This is a genomic window from Thermomicrobiales bacterium, assembly GCA_037045155.1.
GTDB lineage: Bacteria > Chloroflexota > Chloroflexia > Thermomicrobiales > CFX8 > JAMLIA01.
In genome coordinates this window covers 144,734-166,409 of record JBAOIG010000005.1, presented here as the reverse complement: position 1 = coordinate 166,409, position 21,676 = coordinate 144,734, and the positions used below count along the sequence as shown (strand labels likewise).

Sequence of the window (21,676 nt, the reverse complement as noted above, 5' to 3'; positions counted from 1 at the left end):
GCAAGATGATATTCACGCTGACGGGCGGGACGATCTACGACGGGAGCGGCGGGCCCGGACGGCTGGGAAATGTCGTCGTCGAAGGTGACCGAATCGCTGCGGTGGGTGATGTCGTGCCACAGGGCGAGCGAATCGACGTGGCGGGGCTGGCGGTATCGCCGGGGTTCATCGACACGCATAGCCACTGCGACCTTGTCTGCATGTCCGACCGGCAACTCTCGCCGAAGTTGCGCCAGGGGATCACGACTGACCTGCTCGGGCAGGACGGGCTATCGGAAGCGCCGATCAAGCGTGAGGACGTCGATCGCTGGCGGACGCATCTGTCGGGGCTGAACGACGACCCGCAACTCGACTGGTCGTGGCGATCGTACGGGGATTATTTCGAGCGGGTCGGCGGCGCGGCGTTGAACATGGCCGGCATGGTTGGCCACGGGACGGTGCGGCTGCACGTCATGGGGATGGACGACCGAGCGCCAACGGAGGCAGAGCTGGCGGCGATGCAGGCGCTGGTGGACGCCTCGCTCTCCCAGGGCGCGTGCGGGTTCTCGACCGGGCTGATCTACTCGCCGTGCGTCTATTCCGACACGCAGGAGCTGATCGAGATCGGCAAGGTGGTCCGGCGGCACGACTCGTTCATGGTCTATCACATGCGCTACGAGGGTGGCCGTGTGCTGGAGGGTATGGACGAGGTGTTTCGGATCGCCCGCGAGAGTGGCGCGGCCTGCCATATCTCGCACTTCAAGGCGCGCGGCAAGCATGCCTGGGGACTTTCGACACAGATGAGCGCGGCGGTCGAGCAGGCTCGGGCCGACGGGCTGGATATTACGGCCGACCAGTACCCGTATGCGGCCGGCTCGACGATGCTGGCGGCGTTGCTGCCGCCGTGGTGCCACGCGCGGGGTATCGACGGGCTGAACGCCTACCTGCGCGACCCGGACCTCGAGTCACAGATCCGGCGGGAGATTGAGCAGGGTCGCTCGGACTGGGAGTCGAGCATTGCCAATTCGTCGTGGGGCTCGATCATGATCTCGGGGGTGAAGTCCGAGGCGAACCGCTGGGCAGTCGGCAAGCGTATCCCGGAGATCGCGGCGCAGTGGGGGCTGGACGAATATCAGACGATGGTGCGGCTGCTGCTGGACGAGAACCACGCGGTCAGCATGATCCTGTTCATGATGCAGGAGGACGATGTACGGCATCTACTGGTGCAGCCGTGGCTGATGCACTGCACCGATGCCCTGATGGGCGGCGAGCCGCACCCGCGGACGTACGGCACGTATCCGAAGATTCTCGGACACTACGTCCGGGACGAGAAGCTGATGCCGCTGCCGGAGGCGATCCGCAAGATGACGTCGCTGCCGGCCTGGCGTCTGGGCGTCGTGGACCGTGGCGAGATCCGCGCGGGGGCGTTCGCTGACATCACCGTCTTCAATCCCGATACAGTAATCGACCGCTCGACATACGAAGTCCCGCGGCAATTCCCGACCGGGATCGAGCACGTCTTCGTCAACGGCGTCCATGCCGTGCGCGACGGGCGCGAGGCGGGGAACCTGGCCGGCCGAGCGCTGCGCCGCGAGGCAGGAGCGCCGGGGACGCGGCGGTAGAGACTGTTAACCGCTGAGATGGGAACGGGCCGAGGACATCCTCCTCGGCCCGTTTCCATTGAGTAGCCGGTCAGGTAGCGTTGAAGTCAGTCGCCGTCGTTCGGCCGGACATAGCCGAAGGCACGGTCGCGGGCGGCGAGGGCGGCGTCGCGGTCGGCGGGTGGGCCGTAGCCGGCGCCGCCGGCGACGACGGTGGTGAGGCGATCCGTCGGTGAGGCCAGGACGATCTCGCCGTGCTCCATGCTGCCGTCCTTCGCCAGATTCTCGCCGTTGAGGATGATCTGGTTCCGCAGGCTGGGCTCGCCGCCGAAGATGCCGGGGGCGGGGAAGCGGAGCCTGTCCGGATGGATGTAGAGGGCGACGGGGTGCGGGTGGTCAGGATGAAGGCGCAGGCTGACGCGCTGGCCCGGCGCGCCGCGCCACTGGCCGGCCCCGCCGGAGTCGGGCTCGAGCGCATCCTCCTCGACGAGAAGCGGCAGACGCGACTCGAAGACCTCGATTGGGACGTTGCCAGCGCTGGACGGGAAGCAGTTGCGCGTGACGCCGTCGTGGCCGTAGCCCGCGCCGCGCCCGCCGCCGCAGATCAGGTGAGCATTGCGCGGCGTGCCGTCCGCATCGCGTGAGTAGCCGCGCATGGTGAACATGAGGCCGTTGCCGGCCTGGACGCGCTCGGGGAGGGCGCCGGCCAGAGCGCGGAAGATCAGGGTGTGGATGTGCCAGCCGGTCTTGGTCCGCGAGTTGACCGAGGCGGGGGGCAGCGCGTTGAGGATAGAGCGTTCGGGGGCGCGGACGGTAATCGGGCGGAAGCAGCCCTCGTTGTTCGGCACGTTCGGGGTTAGCAAACACTTCAGCGGGTAGACGGTGTGGGCGCGAGTGTAGGTGAAGGTGCAGTTGATCCCGCCGCCCATCATCTGGGGGGCGCTGCCGGCGTAGTCGACGGTGATCCCGTCGCCCGCAACCTCGATCCTTGCGTGGAGTGGGAGCGGGCTTCCGGCCGCTTCGACGAATTCTTCTGCCTCGTAGACGCCGTCGGGAATGGCGGCGATGGCGGCCCGCATGGCAGCCTCGGCGCGCGACTGGGCCGCGTCGGCGACGTCGCGGAGCGAGATAAGGCCGTATTCGTTCATCAGGGCCAGGATGCGCTCCTCGGCGACGACGTTTGCGGTGACCTGCGCCTCGATGTCGGTGAGAACCATCTCCGGCTGACGGACGTTGGCGCGGATGAAGGAGAAGAGCGTCTCGTTGGGCCGGCCGGCGTCGTAGAGACGCAGGAGCGGAATGAAGAGCCCCTCCTCATGGAGGTCGCGGACAGCCATGCCGTCGAGCGCACCGCCGATGGAGGAGGTATGAGCGACTGTGTTGGCAAAGGCGACGACCACACCATCGCGGAAGATCGGCGTGATCACGGCGATGTCGTCGAGGTGGCCGGCGCAGAGCCAGGGATCGTTAGTGGTGAAGATGTCGCCGGGGCGCATCTGCTCGACCGGGAAGGCGTCGATGAGCTTGCGGGTAAGTTCCGGCATGATCAGATTGAAGACGGGCATCGAGCGGTAGGAGTGGGCCAGCGAGTTGCCACGTTCGTCGAGGATCTCGCAGCCGAAGTCCTGGGCCGCCCCGATGATTGTCGATACGGCGGTGCGCAGCACGGTCGTCCACATCTCGTCGGCAATGCCGATCAGGCGACTCCACATAATCTCAAGCGAGACCGGGTCGAACTCGACGGCGGGGGAGGTAGGTTGCGTAGTCATCGGGCGCCTCCTGTCGGGGCAATCGTGGTGATGATCGCGAGATGTGAATCGACGCGAGCGTCATCGCCTGGGCCGATCACGATCGTCGCTTCGCGCTCCTCGAGCACGGCCGGGCCGACCAGACGCATGCCCGGCTGGAGCAGATCGCGGTCGTAGACGGGCGTGTCGTGAAAGCGGTCGTCGAACCAGACTGGCCGGCGGCCCTTCAGCGCGGGGTCGGCTGACTCGTCGCCGAGGGGAAGGTCAACAGTCCCGATCTGCTGCTCAGGACCGACAGCGCTGAGGCGCCAGTGGAGAGCCTCGATCGGCAGACCTTCGAGGATGCGGCCATAGAGCTCGCGGTAGGCGTCGTCGAAGGCGGAGCGGATGGTCGGGATGCTGCTAGCGGAGAGCGGGCCGGCCGGGACGTCGACGGCGATCTCGTGATACTGACCCTCCAGGCGCATCTCCGCCCAGCGGCGGAAACGGATATCGGCGTAGGCGACGCCCGCATGGGCCAACTCGGCGGAAGCGGTTGACTCGAGTTCTGCGTAGACCTGCTGGATCTCGGCCCAGTCGGCGGAATCGAGTGCGGTCATCAGCGTGCGGCCGGCCGTAAAGGCGATTGGCGCGACGAGCGCGCCGAATGCCGAAGCGACTCCCGCGCCGGGCGGGAAGATGACAGTCGGGCTGCCAAGAATGCGGGCAACGGCGGCAGCGTGCGCCGGGCCGGCCCCGCCGAAGGCGATCGTTGCCAGCGAGCGCGGATCGCGGTTGCGCTCGATGATATGGACGCGGGCCGCGGCGGCCATGTTCTCGTTGACGACGCGATGAATACCCCAGGCAGTCGCTTCGACGGCGAGGCCGAGCTCGGCAGCGAGCGCGGCGACGGCGTCGCGGGCGAAGTCGGGTCGGAGCGGGATTGCGCCGCCGAGGAAGTAGTCGGGATTGAGATAGCCGAGCAGCAGGTTGGCGTCGGAGACGGTCGCCTGTGTGCCGCCGAGGCCGTAACAGGCGGGGCCGGGGTCGGCGCCAGATGAGTCGGGGCCAACCTTGAGGAGGCCGAGCTCGTCGCGGCGGGCGACCGAGCCGCCGCCCGCGCCGATCTCGATCAAATCGACAACCGGAGTGACGACCGGCAGGCCGGAGCCCTTCATGAAGCGGCGGACGCGGGCGACCTCGAGGAGCTGGGCCAACTCGGGCCGGCCGCCCTCGACGACGCAAGCTTTTGCGGTCGTGCCGCCCATGTCGAGCGAAAGCACATCGTCGTAGCCGGCGAGCCGGCCATACCAGGCGGCGGCGATCGCGCCGGCTGCCGGGCCGGACTCCAGCAGGCGAATCGGGCGAGCCATCGCGGTCGGGGCAGAGGCGATCTCGCCGGAGGAGAGCATCAGGTAGAGCGCGGCCGGGATGCTCGACTCGTCGAGGGCGCGCTCCAGCTCGCCAACGTAGTCGCGGACGAGCGGCTTGGTGAAGGCGTCGGCTGCTGTGGTGGAGGCGCGCTCGTATTCCCCCGCGATCGGGGCGATGTCGGAGGAGAGGGAGATGGCGAGGTCCGGCAGTGCCGCGCGAATGGCATCGGCGATAGCGCGCTCGTTGACGGAATTGCGGTAGGCATGGAGCAAGACGATGGCAACCGAGGCAACGCCAGTCACGCGGAGCTCGTCGATGACGGCCGCGATCGAAGCAGGATCGGGAGCTTGCAGGACCGTGCCGGCAGCGTCGATACGCTCGACAACCTCCATCCGCAGCGGGCGTGGGATGAGCGGGTCGGGCGGCGGGGCGAAGAGGTCGTAGATGTCGTAGAGCTGCTCGCGGCCGAGCTCGAGAATGTCGCGAAAGCCGCGGGTCGTGACCAGTGCCGTCGTTGCCCCCTTGCGCTCGATCAGCGCGTTGGTGACGAGGGTGGTCGAGTGGACGGCAAAGTGGACCGACGTCGCGTCGAGGCCAGCGCTGGCCATTTCCTGCCAGCCGCGAACGACGCCACGGGCTGGGTAACGGGCGTTGGTCAGCACCTTGTGGCGGGCGGCGACAGCGCCGGTCGCGGTGTCAATGGCGACGAAGTCGGTGAAGGTGCCGCCGACATCGAATGACAGGGCTATTGCGCCGGGGTGATCTTCGATCATCTGCTCCTCGTTCATCAATCCTCGCGCGGCGTGCGGAGGACGAACATAGCGTTTACGCGGGGAGTGGCGAACACGAGACCGATGCCGGGAGGGGTGAACACAAGGTTCGCCGCTACTTGGGAACGGTCATCAGCAAGACGCCGATGACGCTCGCCAACAGCGCGGTTGCCGGTAGGAACACGGGATAGATCTGCCGCCGGGTCGTCGCGACGCGCATTGTGATCAGCCGGTAGCCGAGGAACGTGATCACAATGACGGCGATCACCAGCAGGACGGCGGCGATGGTATAGGCCGGCTTGCGCAGATTCTCGATGGCAGATGGGAACGGGTAGCCGCGCAGCAACAGGATGTCGTAGACGATGACGAGCGCCGCGACGAGAAAGCCCCAACGACCGATGGACTGAACGAGAAGCTCGTCGATCTCTCCAGAAGGGCGGCGTTTGGACGTCTCAGCGCTCATACGATGACGAACCCCTGATCGGTGACGCGCGCCTCGGGAATGACGGAGAGCGCGAGAAACGCGAGAAGGCCGAAGGGCGAATGCAATGTCGAGCCGAGATCGCGGGCGTGTTGTTCAAGCCGCTCGTAGGTCGCCGCCGCGACTTCCAGCGGTTCGTCGCTGAGGATGCCGGCGATGGGAAGAGGCATGCGGTCGACCAGCTGGCCGTCGCGAACGATTGCGAGACCGCCCTGAGTCTCCGCGACAGCGCGGATAGCGGTGAGGATGTCCTCGTCGCTGGCTCCGACGGCGACGATGTTGTGAGCGTCATGCGCGATGGACGACGCGAGCGCCCCGGATCGTAGCCCGAATCCCTGGACGTACCCGACGCCCACGTTCCCGGTCGCATGGTGCCGCTCGACGCAGACAAGCTTCAGGAGATCGCGGTCGGGAGCGGCGACGGCGAAGTTGCCATCAAGCTCGGGCTCGACCTCGCAGAGCCGCGTCACGATCTGGCCGTCGATCGCGCCAACGGCGAGGCGAGCCGTGTCGGCCGGCAGCCGGATATCGGTGGCGGTCAGGTCGTGAATGTGGACGGAGTTGCGTAGCTCATCGGGAATATCGGTCTTGACATCGAATTCCGCTGCGCCCTGATTGGCGACGCGCACGCCGCGATAGAAAACGGACGCGACGTTGAAAGTCGTGAGATCGTCGAGGGCGACGATGTTGGCCCAATATCCCGGTGCTATCGCGCCGACATTGTCGAGCCGCCAGTAGGTCGCCGCCGTGATCGTCGACATCTGAATCGCGCGGACAGGGTCGAGGCCGGCGGCAACGACCTTGCGCAGCGTAGCGTCCATGTGGCCATCGGAGAGCAGCATCGCGCAGTCGCGGTCGTCGCTGGCGAAACAGCAGTGTGGCCAGGTGATGTCGTCAACGAGCGGCAGGAGATCGAGCGCGTTGCGGGCGCTGGAGCCCTCGCGGAGCATCAGAAAGATGCCACGCCGGAGCTTCTCGCGACCCTCCTCCAGAACGGAAGATTCATGGTCGCTGGTGATGCCGGAGAGGGCGTAGGCATCCAGGTCATGACCGCGTAGTCCGGGCGCATGACCGTCGCGCAGGCGGCCGGCCGACACGCGCAGTCGCTCGTAGATCTCGGGATCGCCAGCCAGCACGCCAGGGAAGCTCATCAGCTCGCCGAGACCGACGGTGGCATTGCTCGAAAGTCCGGTGGCGATGTTCGCAGGCGTCATCACTGCGCCGGCTGTCTCGTGCGGACTGGCAGGGACGCAGGATGGGACGGTGAACCGGATGTCGATCGGGAGGTCACGGCTGGCGGCGACGAGTGCGTCGAAGCCCGCCAGGCCGGCGACGTTCACGATTTCATGCGGATCAGTGACGATCGCGCCGGTGCCATGGGGCACGACTGCCCGGGCGAACTGGGTGATCCAGAGCAGCGAGCTCTCGGTGTGAATGTGGCCGTCGATGAACGACGGCGCGAGGAGCGCGCCCTGAACGTCCACAGTGTTGATAGCGTCGGGAAAATCGCCGACGCCGATGATTCGCCCGTCAGCGATAGCGACATCGGAGCGTTCGAGCTCGCCGGTGAAGACGTTGATCACCGTGCCGCCGCGAAGGCAAAGGTCGGCCGGTTCCTGTTGCCGGGCAATGCGGATTGCGCGCTGCCACTGCGCTAACGTGTCGCTCATTCCGCCCATCCTGAATCCGTGCATGACGCTAGCTGCCGATGCGTCGCTCGATCGTTCGCAGATGGTTGTTCAGCTCACCGAGCTGTTCGAGCGCCAGCCCGGGCAAGCGCGAGGCGGCCGAGAAAGGCACACTGAACGATGCTCGCAAGGACAGGCCCAGATCGCGCTCGCTCCACTCCAGGGTCTGATTCTCCTCAAGGAAGCCACGGCGAAGGCCCGGGATCGAGATGCGAGCCAGTCGCTCCAGCGCGTGGCGACGGCGCGAATCTTCCTCGTCGACGAACAACCCGGGCGAAACAGCCCAGACATCGAGGTCGTAGCCATCCGGGCCGATCCGAACATCAATGTGGCCCTCTTCGATGTCGATAGCAACGCTCCAGCGATTCTCATCGTCGAGCGTGCGATACGCGTAAAAGCCGGCTTCGGTGAAGACGCTCGTGATTATCTCCAGCGCCAGATAGTGTCCGGATTCGCTCACGTCGTCATCTCCGCCAGGTAGCTGGACGCCACGTCGCCAGCGTCAATTGTACGCGGCGCAGGATTGCCGAGGATCAGTCCGGGTGGATCTCGTCGTCTCCGATCCACTCGGCGGCGAGCGCAGTGATGCGCGCAGCCAGCTGGAGGATGCCCTCCGGCGCGCCGGCCCGCACGTGGAGCTCCAGGTCCGGATGCAGGCGCAGGCGACGCCACTCCTCGCTATCGAGCTGAGTGGGGGTAGCGGCGATCGTGAGGCGGGCGCGAATCTCGTTGAGGCTCAGACGTTGGTCTCGAAGATGCGCGATCTCGGCGAGGATGCGAAGGTGGTCGGGAGTGAAGTAGCGCGATCTGCCGCGGCCGAGGGCGGGCGGGACGAGACCCTGCTCGATGTAGAAACGGATGGTGCGTGTATTCAGCCCGCTCGACTCCTCGAGCTCGGCCAGGCTGAATCGCGGTTCTCCGGCTTGCATTTCTGCCTCCCTCGATCGACCTGCGGGGCTGCTGGCTATAATATCCGCTGGCGACATAGTTGGGAGAAGGGGCCGGGAATGGTCTACTTTGGATTATCCGGCGCCGCGTTGATCACCGCGATCTCGCTCATCTGGACGAAGTACGTCGCGAAGACGAAGCGCGCGCGGCGTGACCGCGGCGGATACACGTTCTTCGCGGGGGTCATGCTGTTTGTGGCGGCCGGCGCGTTCGCGCTCGGCTACCTGAGCATGAGCTGACCCAATGGCGCGACTGATCGGCGTTGTCCACCTGCCGCCTCTTCCAGGAAGCCCTCGATCACATCAGGGACTGGACGAATGTCTGGCGTGGGCGCGACGAGACGCGCGAGCGTTGCTCGAGGGCGGCGCTGACGGGGTCATTATCGAGAATTTTCATGACGTGCCATTCTTCTCCGACAGCGTGCCGGCGATCAGTGTGGCGGCGATGACGGCGATCTGTCGCGAGCTGCGCGCCGATATTCCGGTCGAGATCGGCGTCAATGTATTGCGGAACGACGCGAGCGCCGCTCTGGCGATTGCGGTTGCCAGCGGGGCGAACTTCATTCGAGTGAATGTCCACAGTGGCGCGATGCTGACCGATCAGGGAATTATCACCGGTCGGGCAGCCGAGACGCTGCGGCTGCGCCGGGCGCTGAACGCTGAGCATATCCGGATTCTCGCAGATGTGCTCGTGAAGCACGCAGTGCCGCTCGGCTCACAGAGCATGGAGCAGGCGGTTGCTGACGCGGTCGAGCGGGGGTTGGCGGACGCGGTTATTGTGACCGGGACAGCGACCGGGTCTGCGGCGTTGCCGGAGGATGTTCGGCGGGCTGTCGCTGCGACATCGGCGCCAGTCTACGTCGGTTCGGGAATTAGCGACGCGAACGTGACGGACTACGTCCCACCCGCTGCGGGAGTGATTGTCGGGTCGTGGCTGAAGGTCGATGGCCTGGTTGCGAATCCTGTAGATGTGGCGCGAGTTCGTGCGCTACGATGGCGACTCTCCGAATAGGGAGTGCCTGACCAGCTCTATTTGTTACGATCTGCGCAATCACAATTGGGAAGCTAAGAGGTGGGCGAATGAGCGTGTCATCCGAGCGGGCTGCGAGCGTCGAAGACATCGTGGTCGAGCGATGCCCGCGGTGCGCGGAACAGGTCGGTGACACCGATCTCTGGACCCGATTTCGGGTCTGCCCTGCCTGTGGATTTCACGCGACGATCCCGGCGATGCAACACATCCGAAACCTGATCGATCCTGGGACATTCGAGGAGACGAACGCGCGCCTCGTGTCGGTTGACCCGTTGGGCTTCTCGGACCTCGAGCCGTATAGCGATCGCGTTCAGCGAGCGCGAGCAAAGACTGGGCTGGCGGAAGCCGTGGTGACCGGCCGAGGGACTATTCAGGGCCGTGAGGTCGTGATCGCGGTGCTCGATTTCGGCTTCCTCGGCGGGAGCATGGGCTCGGTCGTCGGCGAGAAGGTCGCACAGGCATTCGAAATGGCGACCGATCGCAAGATCCCGATCGTGACGATCACCGCAAGCGGTGGCGCGCGGATGCAGGAGGGCATGCTCAGCCTGGTCCAGATGGCGAAGACAGCAGCCGCAGCGCGTCGGGCGCACGACGCGCATGTGCCGTACATCTCGATTCTGACGAATCCGACGACTGGCGGAGGTTACGCGTCGTTTGCCTCGCAGGGGGACATCCTCTTGGCCGAGCCGGAGGCGCTGATCGGGTTCGCCGGCCCGCGTGTCATCAAGGGGGTGTCCAAGGATGGGTCGGACGATGATGTCCGTCGATCGCATAGTGCCGAGTTCCTGTTCGCTCGCGGGTTCGTGGATGATATTGTCGAGCGCCCGCGAATGCGGAATGTGCTCGCGACGACCCTGAGGTTGCTGGCGGCGGACGCGCGGGTGACCGTCAGTGCGCCGCAGACGCGCACCCCGCCTTCCCACGAGCGGCCGGCCTGGGACGCCGTTCAGATCGCGCGGCATCCGGATCGCCCAACGGCGCTGGATTATATTCAGCGTCTCAGCCCGCAATTTATCGAGCTTCATGGTGATCGAGTCTATGGCGACGATCCAGCGGTCGTTGCCGGCCTTGGTGAGATCGCCGGCCGGGGCGTTGTGCTCGTCGGATTGGAGCGGGGTCACGGCGATCCTGCCCGCCGTGGCGGTCAGGCTCTTCCAGAGGGATACCGCAAGGCACTGCGAATGATGCGGCTGGCGGAGCGTTTGCGCTGCCCGCTGGTCACGCTGGTGGATACCCCCGGCGCGTTCCTTGGGATCGAGTCCGAGGAGCGTGGCCTCGCGGCGGCGTTGAGTGAATGTCTGGCTGAAATGAGCGCGCTGCCGGTTCCCGTGATCTCGATCATTATCGGCGAAGGCGGAAGCGGCGGCGCGCTGGCACTTGGTGTTGCTGACCGGGTACTGATGCAGGAACGGGCGATCTATTCCGTGATCGCGCCAGAAGGGGCCGCGGCGATCCTCTATCGGGATGTCGAGCGTGCGCCGGAGGTCGCTGAGCGATTGAAGATCACCGCCGCCGATTGTAGGCGGCTCGGGGTGGCCGATGTTCTCGTGCGTGAACCAGCTGGCGGAGCGCACACTGATCCGGATCTCGCGGCGGCACTGGTTCGTGACGCGCTGGTGGCAGCGTTGGCGGAGATTCAGGGGACGAGCGGGCGCAAGTTAGCGACGGAGCGCTACCGGAAGTTTCGCCAGATGGGCCAGGTCAATACGTACTGGCGCGAGTTTGTCAGCCGGGAGGCGGTCGAGCTTGGCGGGCTTGTGGCGCGGACGGTCGGCTCGATTCGTGGCCGGCTCGTTGGGGGTGATGATGTGGAATCGGTCACTGAAGACGAGGATGATGCGGGGTGACGGCGTCAGACAGGTGGAAGCCTGCCCTCCAGCACCGTCAAAACCGGCGTGACTTCATTCGGATGGCCGGGCTGCTGACGGGGATGGGGCTTCTCGGAGCGTGTCGGTCGGAGAGGTCAGCGACACCGGGCGTGGGGACGCCGCCGCCGGTGGCGACACCGACAACGGAGCCAACCGAGGTGGTGGTTCCGGCTGTTGCGGGGTACGACAACCCGATGATCTGGCAGGGCCGGGAGATCACGGTCACAAGCTGGGGAGGGGATTATCAGCTCGCGCAGCAACTGGCGATCTTTGAGCCGTTCGCGCGGCTCACTGGCGCGAAAGTGACAGTTGGAAAGACCGACATCGATTCGTTGAAGTCACAGGTCGAGTCGTCGGTGGTGAAGTGGGATGTCTGCGATATCCTGCTTGAAGATGTGTTGCCGCTCGCCAACCTCGGAGTTCTCGACGAGCTCGACTACAACGTCATCCAGACAACCGGGATCGAACACGGGATTCAGTTCGACCATGCGATTGGGTCGGCGTATTACTCGACGGTGCTTGCCTATCGCCAGGGTACCTGGCCCGATGAGCCAGCCCCGAGCGGATGGTCTGATTTCTGGGATCTGGCAAGCTATCCGGGCGCCCGAGGGCTCCATCAGCAGGCACAGACAACGCTGGAGTTTGCGCTGATCGCCGATGGCGTCGCGCTGGGGGATCTGTACCCGCTGGACGTTGATCGCGCGCTTGCTTCACTGGAGCGTATCCGCGACGCGGTCACGCTCTGGTGGGAGCAGGGCGCACAGCCAGCCCAACTGCTGAATACCGGGGATGTCAGCATGGCCGCGGCATGGCATTCACGCGTCGAGCGAGTCAGGCAGGATGGAGTGTTGGTCGATATCAGCTGGAACGGTGGCGCGTTATCCGGGGACGCATGGGTGATCCCGAAGGGGAGCGTGAACCGCAACGTCGCGATGGATTTCATCAACTTCGCGACACGCCCGGAGGTGTGCGCGGCATTTGCCTCGTTGGCGCCGTTCGGGCCGGTGAATGCGGGCGCATTCAAACTGATGGATCCGGCCGTCGCGCGCGAGCTACCGTCGTTTCCGGCGAACCGGGAACTGCAGTTCATCGTCGACTTTGACTGGTGGTTCAAGCATCAGGAAGCTGTCGACAAGCAATTCGCAAACTGGCTTTCTCTCAAATCGCAGTAGGGCTCGCGCTCAACTGATGAGCGCGGCGAAATCGCGCTCGAAGGTTGCCGCCGCAGCGTCGGCATCGGCGAGGTTATCGCTTAGAGGGCCGGCAAGGGCGAGATCGATATCGTCGATGAGATCCTGCTCGGCGAGTGATGGCTGCACTGCGAGCGAGGGGAGACGGGCAATCGGCGTTGGGGCGAGGATGATATCGAACTTCTCCAACTCCAGCGCAACAATGTCACTCTCATCGAGCGCTTCGGGTTCCCAGACGAGAAACGCGCGGGTGAGCCCCTCGCGGGAGATGTTGGCGATCCATCGTGTGAGCTCCGTGTTGACCCCCTGAACTGCGATGGCAATGTCGATCAGCGACACCTCGCGACTGAGCCATTCGAGAAGTGGGGCGCCAGTCCGCGGATCGTAGGTGCTGTGTTGCAGCAGCGGGAAGCGTTCGTAGACGTGGCGCGATGCCCGGGATCCGGTTGTTCGGAGAGTCCGGGTAAGCATCTCATTCTGGCGTTCCTCGACAACCCGGATATCGTTGCCCAGCGTGGCGAGGCTGTTCGCGAAGGCGCGAGTGTAGAGCGCGGACGGATTATCGACATAACCGACGATACTGTTGACGAAGAACGTGATCCTCAACACTAGTCTCCTGATGTGAAACCGATGACGCCGGCAACAATCAATGGCGCAAAGGGCCAGTCTACCGGGGTTCCGATCTCGACGTCCATCCGGGACGAGGTCCAGTCGTGGTTGTTCGTATGGCGTGGAGGTCGAAGGGGACGGGACCGCCCGCGAACCGCGACACATGAAGACACCCAAGCCGACGGCCGTAGTGAAACTCAGACCGGCTACCCCCGCGCCGGACAGGAATGGTGGATCCACACCGAACTGCACGATTCCCGCCGGCGCCGTCGATGCCAGATCCAGCCATGAGTGACCAGATCGTCATGGAGAGGGTTGTTGACGCGGATGTTCGACCGTGCTAGGTTGCGGTCGCCGTGTTGCCCATCAGACAGCACGTGTCACAGGGGGATGTCAGCGCCAGTATCTCGGCCCGAGCCGATCACCGGCTGAATTGTTCAACAACCAAGTAATACCAGGATTCCCACCGGCGTGCGGTCAATACGCCGGTGTCTCGTACGGCCGGCGTTGACGCCGAGCCGGCGCTGCGTGTAATCCGCGATTCGGGTTGCTCCCGGGGGTGTGGCGCTCTGGTGGTGGGCGTGACGGGTGAGTAGCCTGGACCGGCGTGTTGGAGGGATGAACAGTCACCGCGATGGTCGTGCGAAGAGTTTCGTGGGGGAGAGATTATGAACGAGCAGATGAGACAGCGCCGCGGTCGACTGTGGATGATCGTCGCGGTCCTGACTATCGGGGGCATGTTGCTGGCTGCTTGCGGTGGGTCCAAGACGACGCCAGCACCGGCGCAAAGTCCAACAACCGACACGAAGGATGCTACGGCTGCCGCTATCGCGTCCGCGACAGGGAACCCAAACATCCCTACGCTACACGATGTCGTCGAGCTTGCGCCGCCGGTGCCACAAGATGGGGGCAGCCAGCCGGGGGCACTTCCTAATGCGACTCTCACCTATCAAATGTCGTCGGACATCCCCAGCGCCGATCCGGCAGTTGATTCGTGGGGCAACATCTACCCGCTGGTTTTCATGCCACTACTGTCGCTGACGCCTGACAACAGGGTTGCGCAGTACGCTGCTGAGAACATGAAACTGTCCGACGACGGCATGACGTACACATTCAAGCTGCGCAAGACGTTCTTCTCCGATGGCGTCGCGGTCACGGCCGGTGACTACGCTTTCGGGATGCAGCGCGTCTGTGACCCCGTAGTGGCCGGCAGCTACTCGAACGTATTCTTCGATATTGTTGGCTGCCAGGATTGGCGCAGCGCGGATGAGAGTTCAGTCTCTCAGGACCAGATGAACGAGCTGCGGCAGGCGGTTGAGGAGTCGATCAAGGCGATCGCCGAGGACACACTCCAGATCAAGATCTCGCATCCGGCCGGCTATTTCCCGTATGTCCTGACGCTCTGGATGACAGATCCGGTGCGAAGAGATCTCGTTGAAAGCGATCCTGGGGGCTGGTGGAAAAATCCTGATACCTACCTCGGCAACGGCCCGTTCAGGGTGACCAAGTACACCCCCAACCAGGAGTGGGTGTTTGAGCCAAACCCGCATTTCCCGCTTGGCAAGCCTGGAATCAGCAAGCTGACACTGAAGATCATCCCGTCATCGGCAACGGCTCTCCTCGCGTATCAGACTGGCGAGCTGGATATCTATGCGCTATCGACGTCGCAGTATCCGCAAGTGCTGAGTAATCCGGTTCTCAAGCCAGATCTGATCGAGCTGCTTAGCCCGTCCACGATGTGGCTCTACCTCAACATGGAAGACCCGCCGTTTGACAGCCTGGAGGTTCGTCAGGCATTCGCGTCCGCGATGAATCGAGAGCTCTACATCCAGCAGGTGAATTCCGGCGCGGGACAGCCGGCCGGCACACTCCTCTATCCTGGCATTCCCGGATACCAGACGGAGTACCAGCAGGCCTACGATCCGGACAGGGCAAAGGCACTCCTGGCGGAAGCGGGCTATCCGGGTGGCAAGGACTTCCCTGCAATCAAGCTCTACTTCGATGGCAGCGACGACTTGTCGAAGAAAGACGCGCTCTTCTGGTCCGATCAGTTCAAGCAGGTTCTGGGTGTCAACATCGTGCCGAGCGGGATTGACTCGGTCGAGCTCAGCAAGATGTTCGATGAGAAAGATCCAGAGCTCCAGTTAACGACCAGCGTCTGGTGGCAGGACTATCCGAGCGCACAGAACTGGCTGAGCCTGTTGTTTGGCAACGACTCGCCGTTCGCGTCACGTGGCTGGAACGATCCGAAGTTCAACGACCTCGTCAACCAGGCAGACCGGCTTTCGGGAGATGAGGCGGCGGCGCTGTACGCGAAAGCGGACGCATATCTGGCGGAGATGGCTGCCGCTCTCTTCTACATGCACGGCGCGGATCTGACGCTCGTCAAGCCCTACGTGAGGGGTTACTCCACCGGCGCGTCGCAGACGTATGGGTTCTACTACAACATGGTCTTCGGCCCCGGTGCGATGTACGTCGTCGAGCACTAGCAGCCGCGATTTCAGATTTGGGGCGATGCGCGAGACCGTGTGTCGCCCCTTGTTGAGATGAGGGAGTGATCGCCTCGTGGTTGGGTTCATCATTCGGCGTGTGCTGGCGGCAATCCCGGTGCTCTGGATCGTCATCAGTGTCACCTTTGTGCTCATGCACCTCGCCCCGGGCGGCCCCTGGGATGCGATGAAGGGAAAGAAGCGGCTCGATCCCGCCCTTCAGGCTGCGTTCAACCACAAATACGGGCTCGACAAACCACTCTACGAGCAGTATCTACTCTATCTCAGGGACGTAGTGCGACTCGACTTCGGCACCTCGTTCGCGCAGCAGGGGAGTAGTACTTTCTCGATCATCGCCCGTGGGTTCCCGTACTCCGCGTCGGTCGGACTCGGCGCCTTCTTCTTCGCGGTGATCGTGGGCATTCCTCTAGGCATCCTGGCTTCAACGAAACAGAATACCTGGGTGGACTACATAAGCCTTATCGGAGCTACCGCCAGCTACGCGATCCCCAACTTCGTCATTGGCGTCTTTATGCTCGTGATCTTCGGTGTCAAGCTCGGCTGGGTCAGCATCCTCTGGAAGGGCCAATGGAGTAACTACGTCCTGCCGAGTATCGTCCTTGGTCTTGGTTCGGCGGCCTTTCTGGCACGCCTGACGCGTGCGGCCATGCTTGAAGAGTTGCATCATGAGTATGTGCGGACTGCGCGGGCCAAAGGACTGAGCACGAGAGTCGTCATTGCTCGCCACGTCGTTCGCAACGCGCTCATCCCTGTCGTGACGATCATGGGGCCAACCATCGCGGCACTGGTCACCGGGACGATCATCATCGAACAGATCTTCAACGTGCCCGGCATGGGGCGGCTCTATATCACGAGCATCACCTCACGCGACTATCCGGTGATCATGGGGGTGACGCTTCTTTACGCCTTCTTCATCATCCTCGGAAACATGCTCGTCGACATCACCTACGGGCTGATCGACCCGCGGGTAAAGAATCGCTAGATGCATATCAATTTCCGGCTGACGCGCGTCGATCGGTGTTTGATGACGGGACGGCGTGGGGCGCGAGGGATCATGTGGGGTCCGACGAGAAAGGGTCTAGCGAATGGCGGGTGCTCGAAACGCCGATATTGACGAGCACGAACGGATCGGGGCCAGGGGCGATGTACGATCGTCACAGCGAGGGCTCTGGTCGGACGCCTGGAAGCGGCTACGCCGGAACAAAGCCGCCGTTGCCAGTGTCGTCTTCATCGTGGCACTGGGGCTGGTCGCGCTGTTCGCGCCGCTCCTGGCGCCCCACGACCCGAACTCCGCGTCCCCTACGGCTTTGCCCTTCTCGCCTCCCTTCTGGGCGGCGGGGAACGACCCGCGCTACCTGCTCGGCACTGACATGCTGGCGCGCGATGTGTTGAGTCGGCTCATCTACGGCGCGCGGGTCAGCCTGGCGGTTGGACTGGTGCCGGCCGCAATCGTCACCGTGATCGGCGCTCTGGTTGGCCTGACCGCCGGCTGGGCAGGCGGCTGGGTCGACGATCTGCTGATGCGGATGGTCGACGCCGTCTACGCGTTTCCCGCCTTCCTCTTCTTCATCGTCCTGGCGACCATTTTGCGTGATAGCTGGTTTGGACATCTCATGGGCGGGCTGGTGATGCTGTTCACCGCGTTCGCCATCGTTGGCTGGACCGATATGGCGCGTCTCGTCCGTGGCCAGGTACTGACGGTCAAGCAACGGGAGTATGTCGAAGCGTCACGGGCGATCGGCGCGCCGCCCTCGCGGATCATCCTCAAGCACATCCTGCCGAACAGCCTCGCGCCGCTAGTCGTGGCGATCGCGTTCGAGATTCCCGCCTACGTGCTTGCCGAGGCATCGCTGAGCTTCCTCGGGCTGGGCGTTCAGCCGACCGTGGCGAGTTGGGGACAGATGGTCTACGACAGCTTCCCGGCTATCCTCGGTCGATCAGAATTCGTGCTCATGCCGTCGTTGCTGATCGCCGGGATCATGCTCGCCTTCACCTTCCTCGGCGATGGGTTGCGTGACGCGCTCGATCCCAAGGACACGCAGCAGTCCTGACCGAACCTCATCCGTGTGATTGTTCTGGGCGAGCGCGTTCGCATAGTGCGTGTCGAGGTTGTCGATCTCACCGTCGATGCGCGAGGTCTCCAGCGTGGAGTTTCCGCTAAGCAGACCCCGAGTGCTACCCGGGTTCGAGATCGCGAGACATCAATCCACCGGGACGCCGAGAGTGTCGGCGCCGGTAGCCCAGCCACTTCCAGCCTCAAGGCGAAGCTGCAGCACCCGATACATTGCCTCAAAGAAGATCGTTGAGCTCATCTTGGATGTCCCGTGGAGACGTTCGGAGAAGGTGATCGGAATCTCGACAATCGTCGCACCGGCCAGCGCGGCACGATAGGTCAACTCAATCTGGAACGCGTATCCGGTTGATTCGACGCTGTCGAGGTCGATGGATTCGAGGACGTGGCGGCGGAAGCATTTGAACCCGCCGGTCAGATCCCGGATGGGCAGCCCGAGGATGGTGCGCGCGTAGAGCGAGCCGCCGCGGGAGATAACCTTACGAACGGGCGACCAATTCACGGTGCGCCCGCCAGGCACATAGCGAGAGCCGATTACGAGATCGGCCTGCCGGCTGGCATGAAGCATCCGAGGCAGCGCGGCAGGATGGTGCGAGAAGTCGGCGTCCATCTCGAAGATGTGCGTGTACTCGCGGGCGAGGGCCCAGTGGAACCCTGCGATGTAGGCAGTGCCAAGACCGAGCTTGCCTTCGCGCTCGATGAGGTGGATCCGATCGGGAAAATCGAGCATCGCTGCGCGAACGCTATCGGCGGTGCCGTCGGATGAATTGTCATCGACGACCAGCACCTGAAATTGAGGGTAATGGAGGATCTGAGGCAGGATCTCGCTGATGTTGTCACGCTCGTTGTAGGTAGGAATGATGATGAGCGGACGCGCCGAGCCGACTTCGGGATACAGGCCTCGGTTGGGGGCTCGGCGTTCGCGACGCAGGTTGTTGTCCATTGTCCTCAATCCCGAATCCATTCGCGGCTGCCCGTAGACAGCACCTGCCTCACGAGCAACACGCAAGACGATTGCCAAGGATACCTAGCGTCGGCGAAGATATCACTGTCGATTGTCGGAACGAGCACGGTCAGGAGCGAGTGTGGTCATCGAGCAGCGGCTTGAGGAATTGGGCATCACGTTACCGAAGGGTCCGTCGCCGGTCGCAAACTACGTCCGGTATGTCCAGACGGGAAATCTGCTCTATCTCTCCGGCACCGGGCCATCGCGGGATGGTGAGTACGCCTTCGTCGGGCAGGTTCCAACGGATGTGTCGATTGATGAGGGATATCAGGCGGCGCGTATCGCCGGCCTGAATCTGCTTGCGACCGCGAAGGACGCGCTGGGAGATCTCGATCGCGTGCGGCGAGTGGTCAAGGTGCTGGGGATGGTGAACTGCGCGCCGGGATTCGGGGATCAGCCGAAGGTTATGAATGGATTCTCGGACCTGATGGTTGAGGTCTTCGGCGACGCCGGCCGGCACGCCCGCTCGGCGGTCGGGATGGCTGGGCTTCCCGGGAATATCCCGGTGGAGATCGAAGTGATTCTCGAAGTCGAATAGACGACTCAGTCACCGGTTGCGAGGACTGACCCCATCGCGGCTATTGTCCCCTGACCAGGGGCTGATAGCCGCGGTGGGATCGATGTCTTACTTCTCGTCGTCGGTGGGATCGATGATCGTTCGGGCGGATGCGGGAGGGCCGCCTCCGACACGATCGGCGAATGCCTGCTTGAGGTCGACGCCGGTGACGGCGGCAAAGCTCTCAGTCATCCGTTCGACGATCAATGGGAGCTCGTTGGCGTAGCGACCGATCGCGCCGCCTCCATCGCTCGCGCCGTTGCCGCTGTCGATCATGACGACACGATCGATGGTCGAGAGTGGCAAAGCCGCAGCCTCGACGATCTTCGGCAACTGTTCGACGAAGGTCTGATACATCAGGAGCTGCATCGCTCGCGCCTCGTAGGCGTTGAGCGCCTCGGCCATCTGGCGTTTGCCGTCGGCCTCGGCGAAAAGGGCCGCCCGGCGGCCTTCGGCCTCGGCCAGCAGCTTGGCACGGGCACCTTCAGCCGCGGCCGTTAGCTCGGCTTGCAGCGCTTCCGCCAACGCCTTCTTGGCGTCGGCATCAGCGATGCCTTCCTGACGAATGCGGGACGCTTCGCCAGCGCCGAGCAGTTCGCGCTCGCGCGATTGTGCCTCTGCGCGGGTGACTGTCGCCTGGCGATCGCCCTCCGCCTGCAGAATGGCGGCCTGCTTCGCGCCCTCAGCTGTGACGATGGTGGCCTGGCGCTCAGCGTCGGCCTGCTTGAGGACCGTCGCTTCCAGCTCGCGCTCTTTGCGCTTGACTTCCATCTCCTGAACCGCGATGGACGCCTCGGTGCGAGCCAGCTCGACCTGCTGCTGGGCGATGACGACTTCGCGCTGCGCCTCTGCTTCGGCGCGCGGGCCGGCCTGTGATGCTTTCGAGCGTTCCGCCTGGACGGAGGCGTCGAAGCCGGCCTTGGCGACATTGGTATCCCGCTGAGCGGACGAGATCTGCGCGTCGGCCTGGGCCTCGGCGGTTGCGGCGGCCTGCATCGCCAGCGCGGAACGAGTGCGAGCGTCGCGTTCGGCTTCGGCCCGGCCGATCTCGGCGTCGCGCTTGACCTCGGCGGTGCGCCGCTGGCCGAGCGCGTCCAGATATCCATTCGGGTCACTGATCTGCTGAATGGTCAGTACGTCGATATCGATACCCATCCGACGAAGGTCTTGCGCGGATTCCGCCGTCATTCGCTGGGCGAAAGCCTGCCGGTCGGTGTTGATCTCTTCGACGGTGAGCGTGCCAAGGATGGAGCGAAGATGGCCCTCCATCGTCTGGAAGATGACGTTGCGAATCTGATCGGGATCCATGCTGAGGAAGCGCTCAATGGCGTTGCCAATCGAATAATCGTCGGAGCCGACCTTGACGTTCGCGACGGCGTCGACTGCGACCGGCACGCCCTCCTTGGTGTATGCGGACTGGATCTTCAGCGGAATGGTGATGACGTTGAGGGAGAGGTAATCCACCCGTTCAAGGATCGGGATTCGAACACTCGAGCCACCCTTGATAATGCGGTAGCCGACCGTCTGTCGCTCCCCGGTCTCCGGATTGTCGATGATGCGTTTGCGGCCGGAGAAGATGGCGACGGTGCTTGGCGGAACCTTGATGATGTTGGTGTTGACCAGCGCGACCAGGCCGGCCAGCGCGGCAAGAACGAAGAGGACGCCGAGCGTCACGACGATGTAGTCCATCTAGCTGCTCCTGCTTTCGCTGGTGGCGTCCGCTGGTGCAGCCGCCGGTTCGATGCGTTCGACAAGGACGGAGCTGCCGAGTGTCTCAATGACTCGGACACTGATGCCGACGGGGATCGCGGACCCGTCGCTCGTGCGGGCGATCAGCTGGCGGGTGCTATCGGCTGCGGTCACGAGCACCTCGCCGACATCGCCGACCGGGATCCCGATCGTGACCTGGCCGCGTCGTCCGACGAGGGAGGCCATATTGACGTCGGTCGACGCTGTGGCTCGATAGAGCGAGTTGATGACCCACCAGGCGATAGCGCCGAGGAAGAGCGCGGCGATGGCGCTGGTGAGCGCGCTCATCAGTGGGCTCCAGCCGTACTGAGTCGTGATCATGCCGGTGGCGCCGAATGCGGTCAATGCGACGGCAATCGTCTTGCCAGAGAGTGGGTGGGCGTCACCATCGAAGCTGTCGGGGTGATCTCCGGAGAAGTCGAATACCTCGCCGAGCATGACTGACCCGATCAGAAAAAGCGCCCCAACAAGGGCGATGGCGAAGTAGAGCAGCACGGCAAGACTCCGTTCTGCCAGTCAC

Annotated in this window: 19 protein-coding genes; 9 read left to right on the top strand and 10 right to left on the bottom strand. The window is 64.0% G+C overall.

The window, feature by feature from the left end:
* Positions 1-5: 5 nt before the first annotated feature.
* Positions 6-1,601, top strand: a complete 1,596-nt coding sequence (locus V9F06_10965) for a D-aminoacylase (GenBank protein ID MEI2618122.1) — start codon at positions 6-8, stop codon at positions 1,599-1,601.
* An 86-nt stretch (positions 1,602-1,687) separates the two neighbouring features.
* On the opposite strand, the gene V9F06_10960 is transcribed toward V9F06_10965, so the two are convergent.
* From V9F06_10960 to V9F06_10935, 6 genes are all read right to left on the bottom strand, one after another.
* Positions 1,688-3,349, bottom strand: a complete 1,662-nt coding sequence (locus V9F06_10960; GenBank protein ID MEI2618121.1) for a hydantoinase B/oxoprolinase family protein — start codon at positions 3,347-3,349, stop codon at positions 1,688-1,690.
* Positions 3,346-5,469: a hydantoinase/oxoprolinase family protein gene (locus V9F06_10955; GenBank protein MEI2618120.1), complete on the bottom strand. Its 2,124-nt coding sequence runs from the start codon at positions 5,467-5,469 to the stop codon at positions 3,346-3,348. The genes V9F06_10960 and V9F06_10955 overlap by 4 nt, the downstream gene beginning before the upstream one ends.
* A gap of 97 nt (positions 5,470-5,566) precedes the next feature.
* The gene (locus V9F06_10950) at positions 5,567-5,914 is read right to left on the bottom strand and encodes a hypothetical protein (GenBank protein ID MEI2618119.1); all 348 of its coding nucleotides are present in this window, start codon (positions 5,912-5,914) and stop codon (positions 5,567-5,569) included.
* Positions 5,911-7,602 (bottom strand): adenine deaminase, encoded by a 1,692-nt coding sequence (gene ade, locus V9F06_10945; GenBank protein MEI2618118.1) that lies wholly within the window; start codon positions 7,600-7,602, stop codon positions 5,911-5,913. Before ade ends, V9F06_10950 begins: the two co-directional genes overlap by 4 nt.
* A 28-nt stretch (positions 7,603-7,630) precedes the next feature.
* Positions 7,631-8,080: a hypothetical protein gene (locus tag V9F06_10940; GenBank protein ID MEI2618117.1), complete on the bottom strand. Its 450-nt coding sequence runs from the start codon at positions 8,078-8,080 to the stop codon at positions 7,631-7,633.
* A 73-nt stretch (positions 8,081-8,153) separates the two neighbouring features.
* Complete coding sequence (locus V9F06_10935; GenBank protein ID MEI2618116.1) at positions 8,154-8,549, bottom strand: helix-turn-helix domain-containing protein; 396 nt, start codon at positions 8,547-8,549, stop codon at positions 8,154-8,156.
* Positions 8,550-8,627: 78 nt separating this feature from the next.
* Here V9F06_10935 and V9F06_10930 point away from each other — a divergent pair, with 78 nt between their 5' ends.
* The 4 genes from V9F06_10930 (at position 8,628) to V9F06_10915 (ending at position 12,637) form a co-directional block, all read left to right on the top strand.
* Entirely contained in the window at positions 8,628-8,807 is a 180-nt protein-coding gene (locus V9F06_10930) for a hypothetical protein (GenBank protein MEI2618115.1), read from the top strand.
* A 4-nt stretch (positions 8,808-8,811) separates the two neighbouring features.
* On the top strand, positions 8,812-9,579 hold the full coding sequence (locus tag V9F06_10925) for a BtpA/SgcQ family protein (GenBank protein MEI2618114.1): 768 nt from the start codon (positions 8,812-8,814) through the stop codon (positions 9,577-9,579).
* 68 nt (positions 9,580-9,647) lie between these two features.
* The gene (locus V9F06_10920) at positions 9,648-11,444 is read left to right on the top strand and encodes an acetyl-CoA carboxylase carboxyltransferase subunit alpha/beta (GenBank protein MEI2618113.1); all 1,797 of its coding nucleotides are present in this window, start codon (positions 9,648-9,650) and stop codon (positions 11,442-11,444) included.
* 149 nt (positions 11,445-11,593) lie between these two features.
* On the top strand, positions 11,594-12,637 hold the full coding sequence (locus V9F06_10915; protein ID MEI2618112.1) for an ABC transporter substrate-binding protein: 1,044 nt from the start codon (positions 11,594-11,596) through the stop codon (positions 12,635-12,637).
* Between the two features lie 9 nt (positions 12,638-12,646).
* Here the strand turns inward: V9F06_10915 and V9F06_10910 are convergent, their stop codons facing one another.
* On the bottom strand, positions 12,647-13,261 hold the full coding sequence (locus V9F06_10910; protein MEI2618111.1) for a hypothetical protein: 615 nt from the start codon (positions 13,259-13,261) through the stop codon (positions 12,647-12,649).
* A 671-nt stretch (positions 13,262-13,932) separates the two neighbouring features.
* Between V9F06_10910 and V9F06_10905 the strand changes: the two genes are divergently transcribed.
* From V9F06_10905 to V9F06_10895, 3 genes are all read left to right on the top strand, one after another.
* Positions 13,933-15,753, top strand: coding sequence for a peptide ABC transporter substrate-binding protein (locus tag V9F06_10905; protein ID MEI2618110.1), 1,821 nt, complete (start codon positions 13,933-13,935; stop codon positions 15,751-15,753).
* Between the two features lie 76 nt (positions 15,754-15,829).
* Positions 15,830-16,756: an ABC transporter permease gene (locus V9F06_10900; GenBank protein ID MEI2618109.1), complete on the top strand. Its 927-nt coding sequence runs from the start codon at positions 15,830-15,832 to the stop codon at positions 16,754-16,756.
* A 103-nt stretch (positions 16,757-16,859) separates the two neighbouring features.
* Positions 16,860-17,825, top strand: coding sequence for an ABC transporter permease (locus tag V9F06_10895; protein ID MEI2618108.1), 966 nt, complete (start codon positions 16,860-16,862; stop codon positions 17,823-17,825).
* A gap of 150 nt (positions 17,826-17,975) precedes the next feature.
* Here the strand turns inward: V9F06_10895 and V9F06_10890 are convergent, their stop codons facing one another.
* The gene (locus V9F06_10890; GenBank protein ID MEI2618107.1) at positions 17,976-18,788 is read right to left on the bottom strand and encodes a polyprenol monophosphomannose synthase; all 813 of its coding nucleotides are present in this window, start codon (positions 18,786-18,788) and stop codon (positions 17,976-17,978) included.
* A 142-nt stretch (positions 18,789-18,930) separates the two neighbouring features.
* On the opposite strand from V9F06_10890, the gene V9F06_10885 reads away from it, so the two are divergent.
* The gene (locus V9F06_10885; GenBank protein MEI2618106.1) at positions 18,931-19,389 is read left to right on the top strand and encodes a RidA family protein; all 459 of its coding nucleotides are present in this window, start codon (positions 18,931-18,933) and stop codon (positions 19,387-19,389) included.
* Between the two features lie 87 nt (positions 19,390-19,476).
* Here the strand turns inward: V9F06_10885 and V9F06_10880 are convergent, their stop codons facing one another.
* Together V9F06_10880 and V9F06_10875 are read right to left on the bottom strand one after the other, a co-directional pair.
* Positions 19,477-21,096, bottom strand: coding sequence for an SPFH domain-containing protein (locus tag V9F06_10880; protein ID MEI2618105.1), 1,620 nt, complete (start codon positions 21,094-21,096; stop codon positions 19,477-19,479).
* Positions 21,097-21,651 (bottom strand): hypothetical protein, encoded by a 555-nt coding sequence (locus V9F06_10875; protein ID MEI2618104.1) that lies wholly within the window; start codon positions 21,649-21,651, stop codon positions 21,097-21,099. It lies immediately after the preceding gene.
* Between the last annotated feature and the right edge of the window lie 25 nt (positions 21,652-21,676).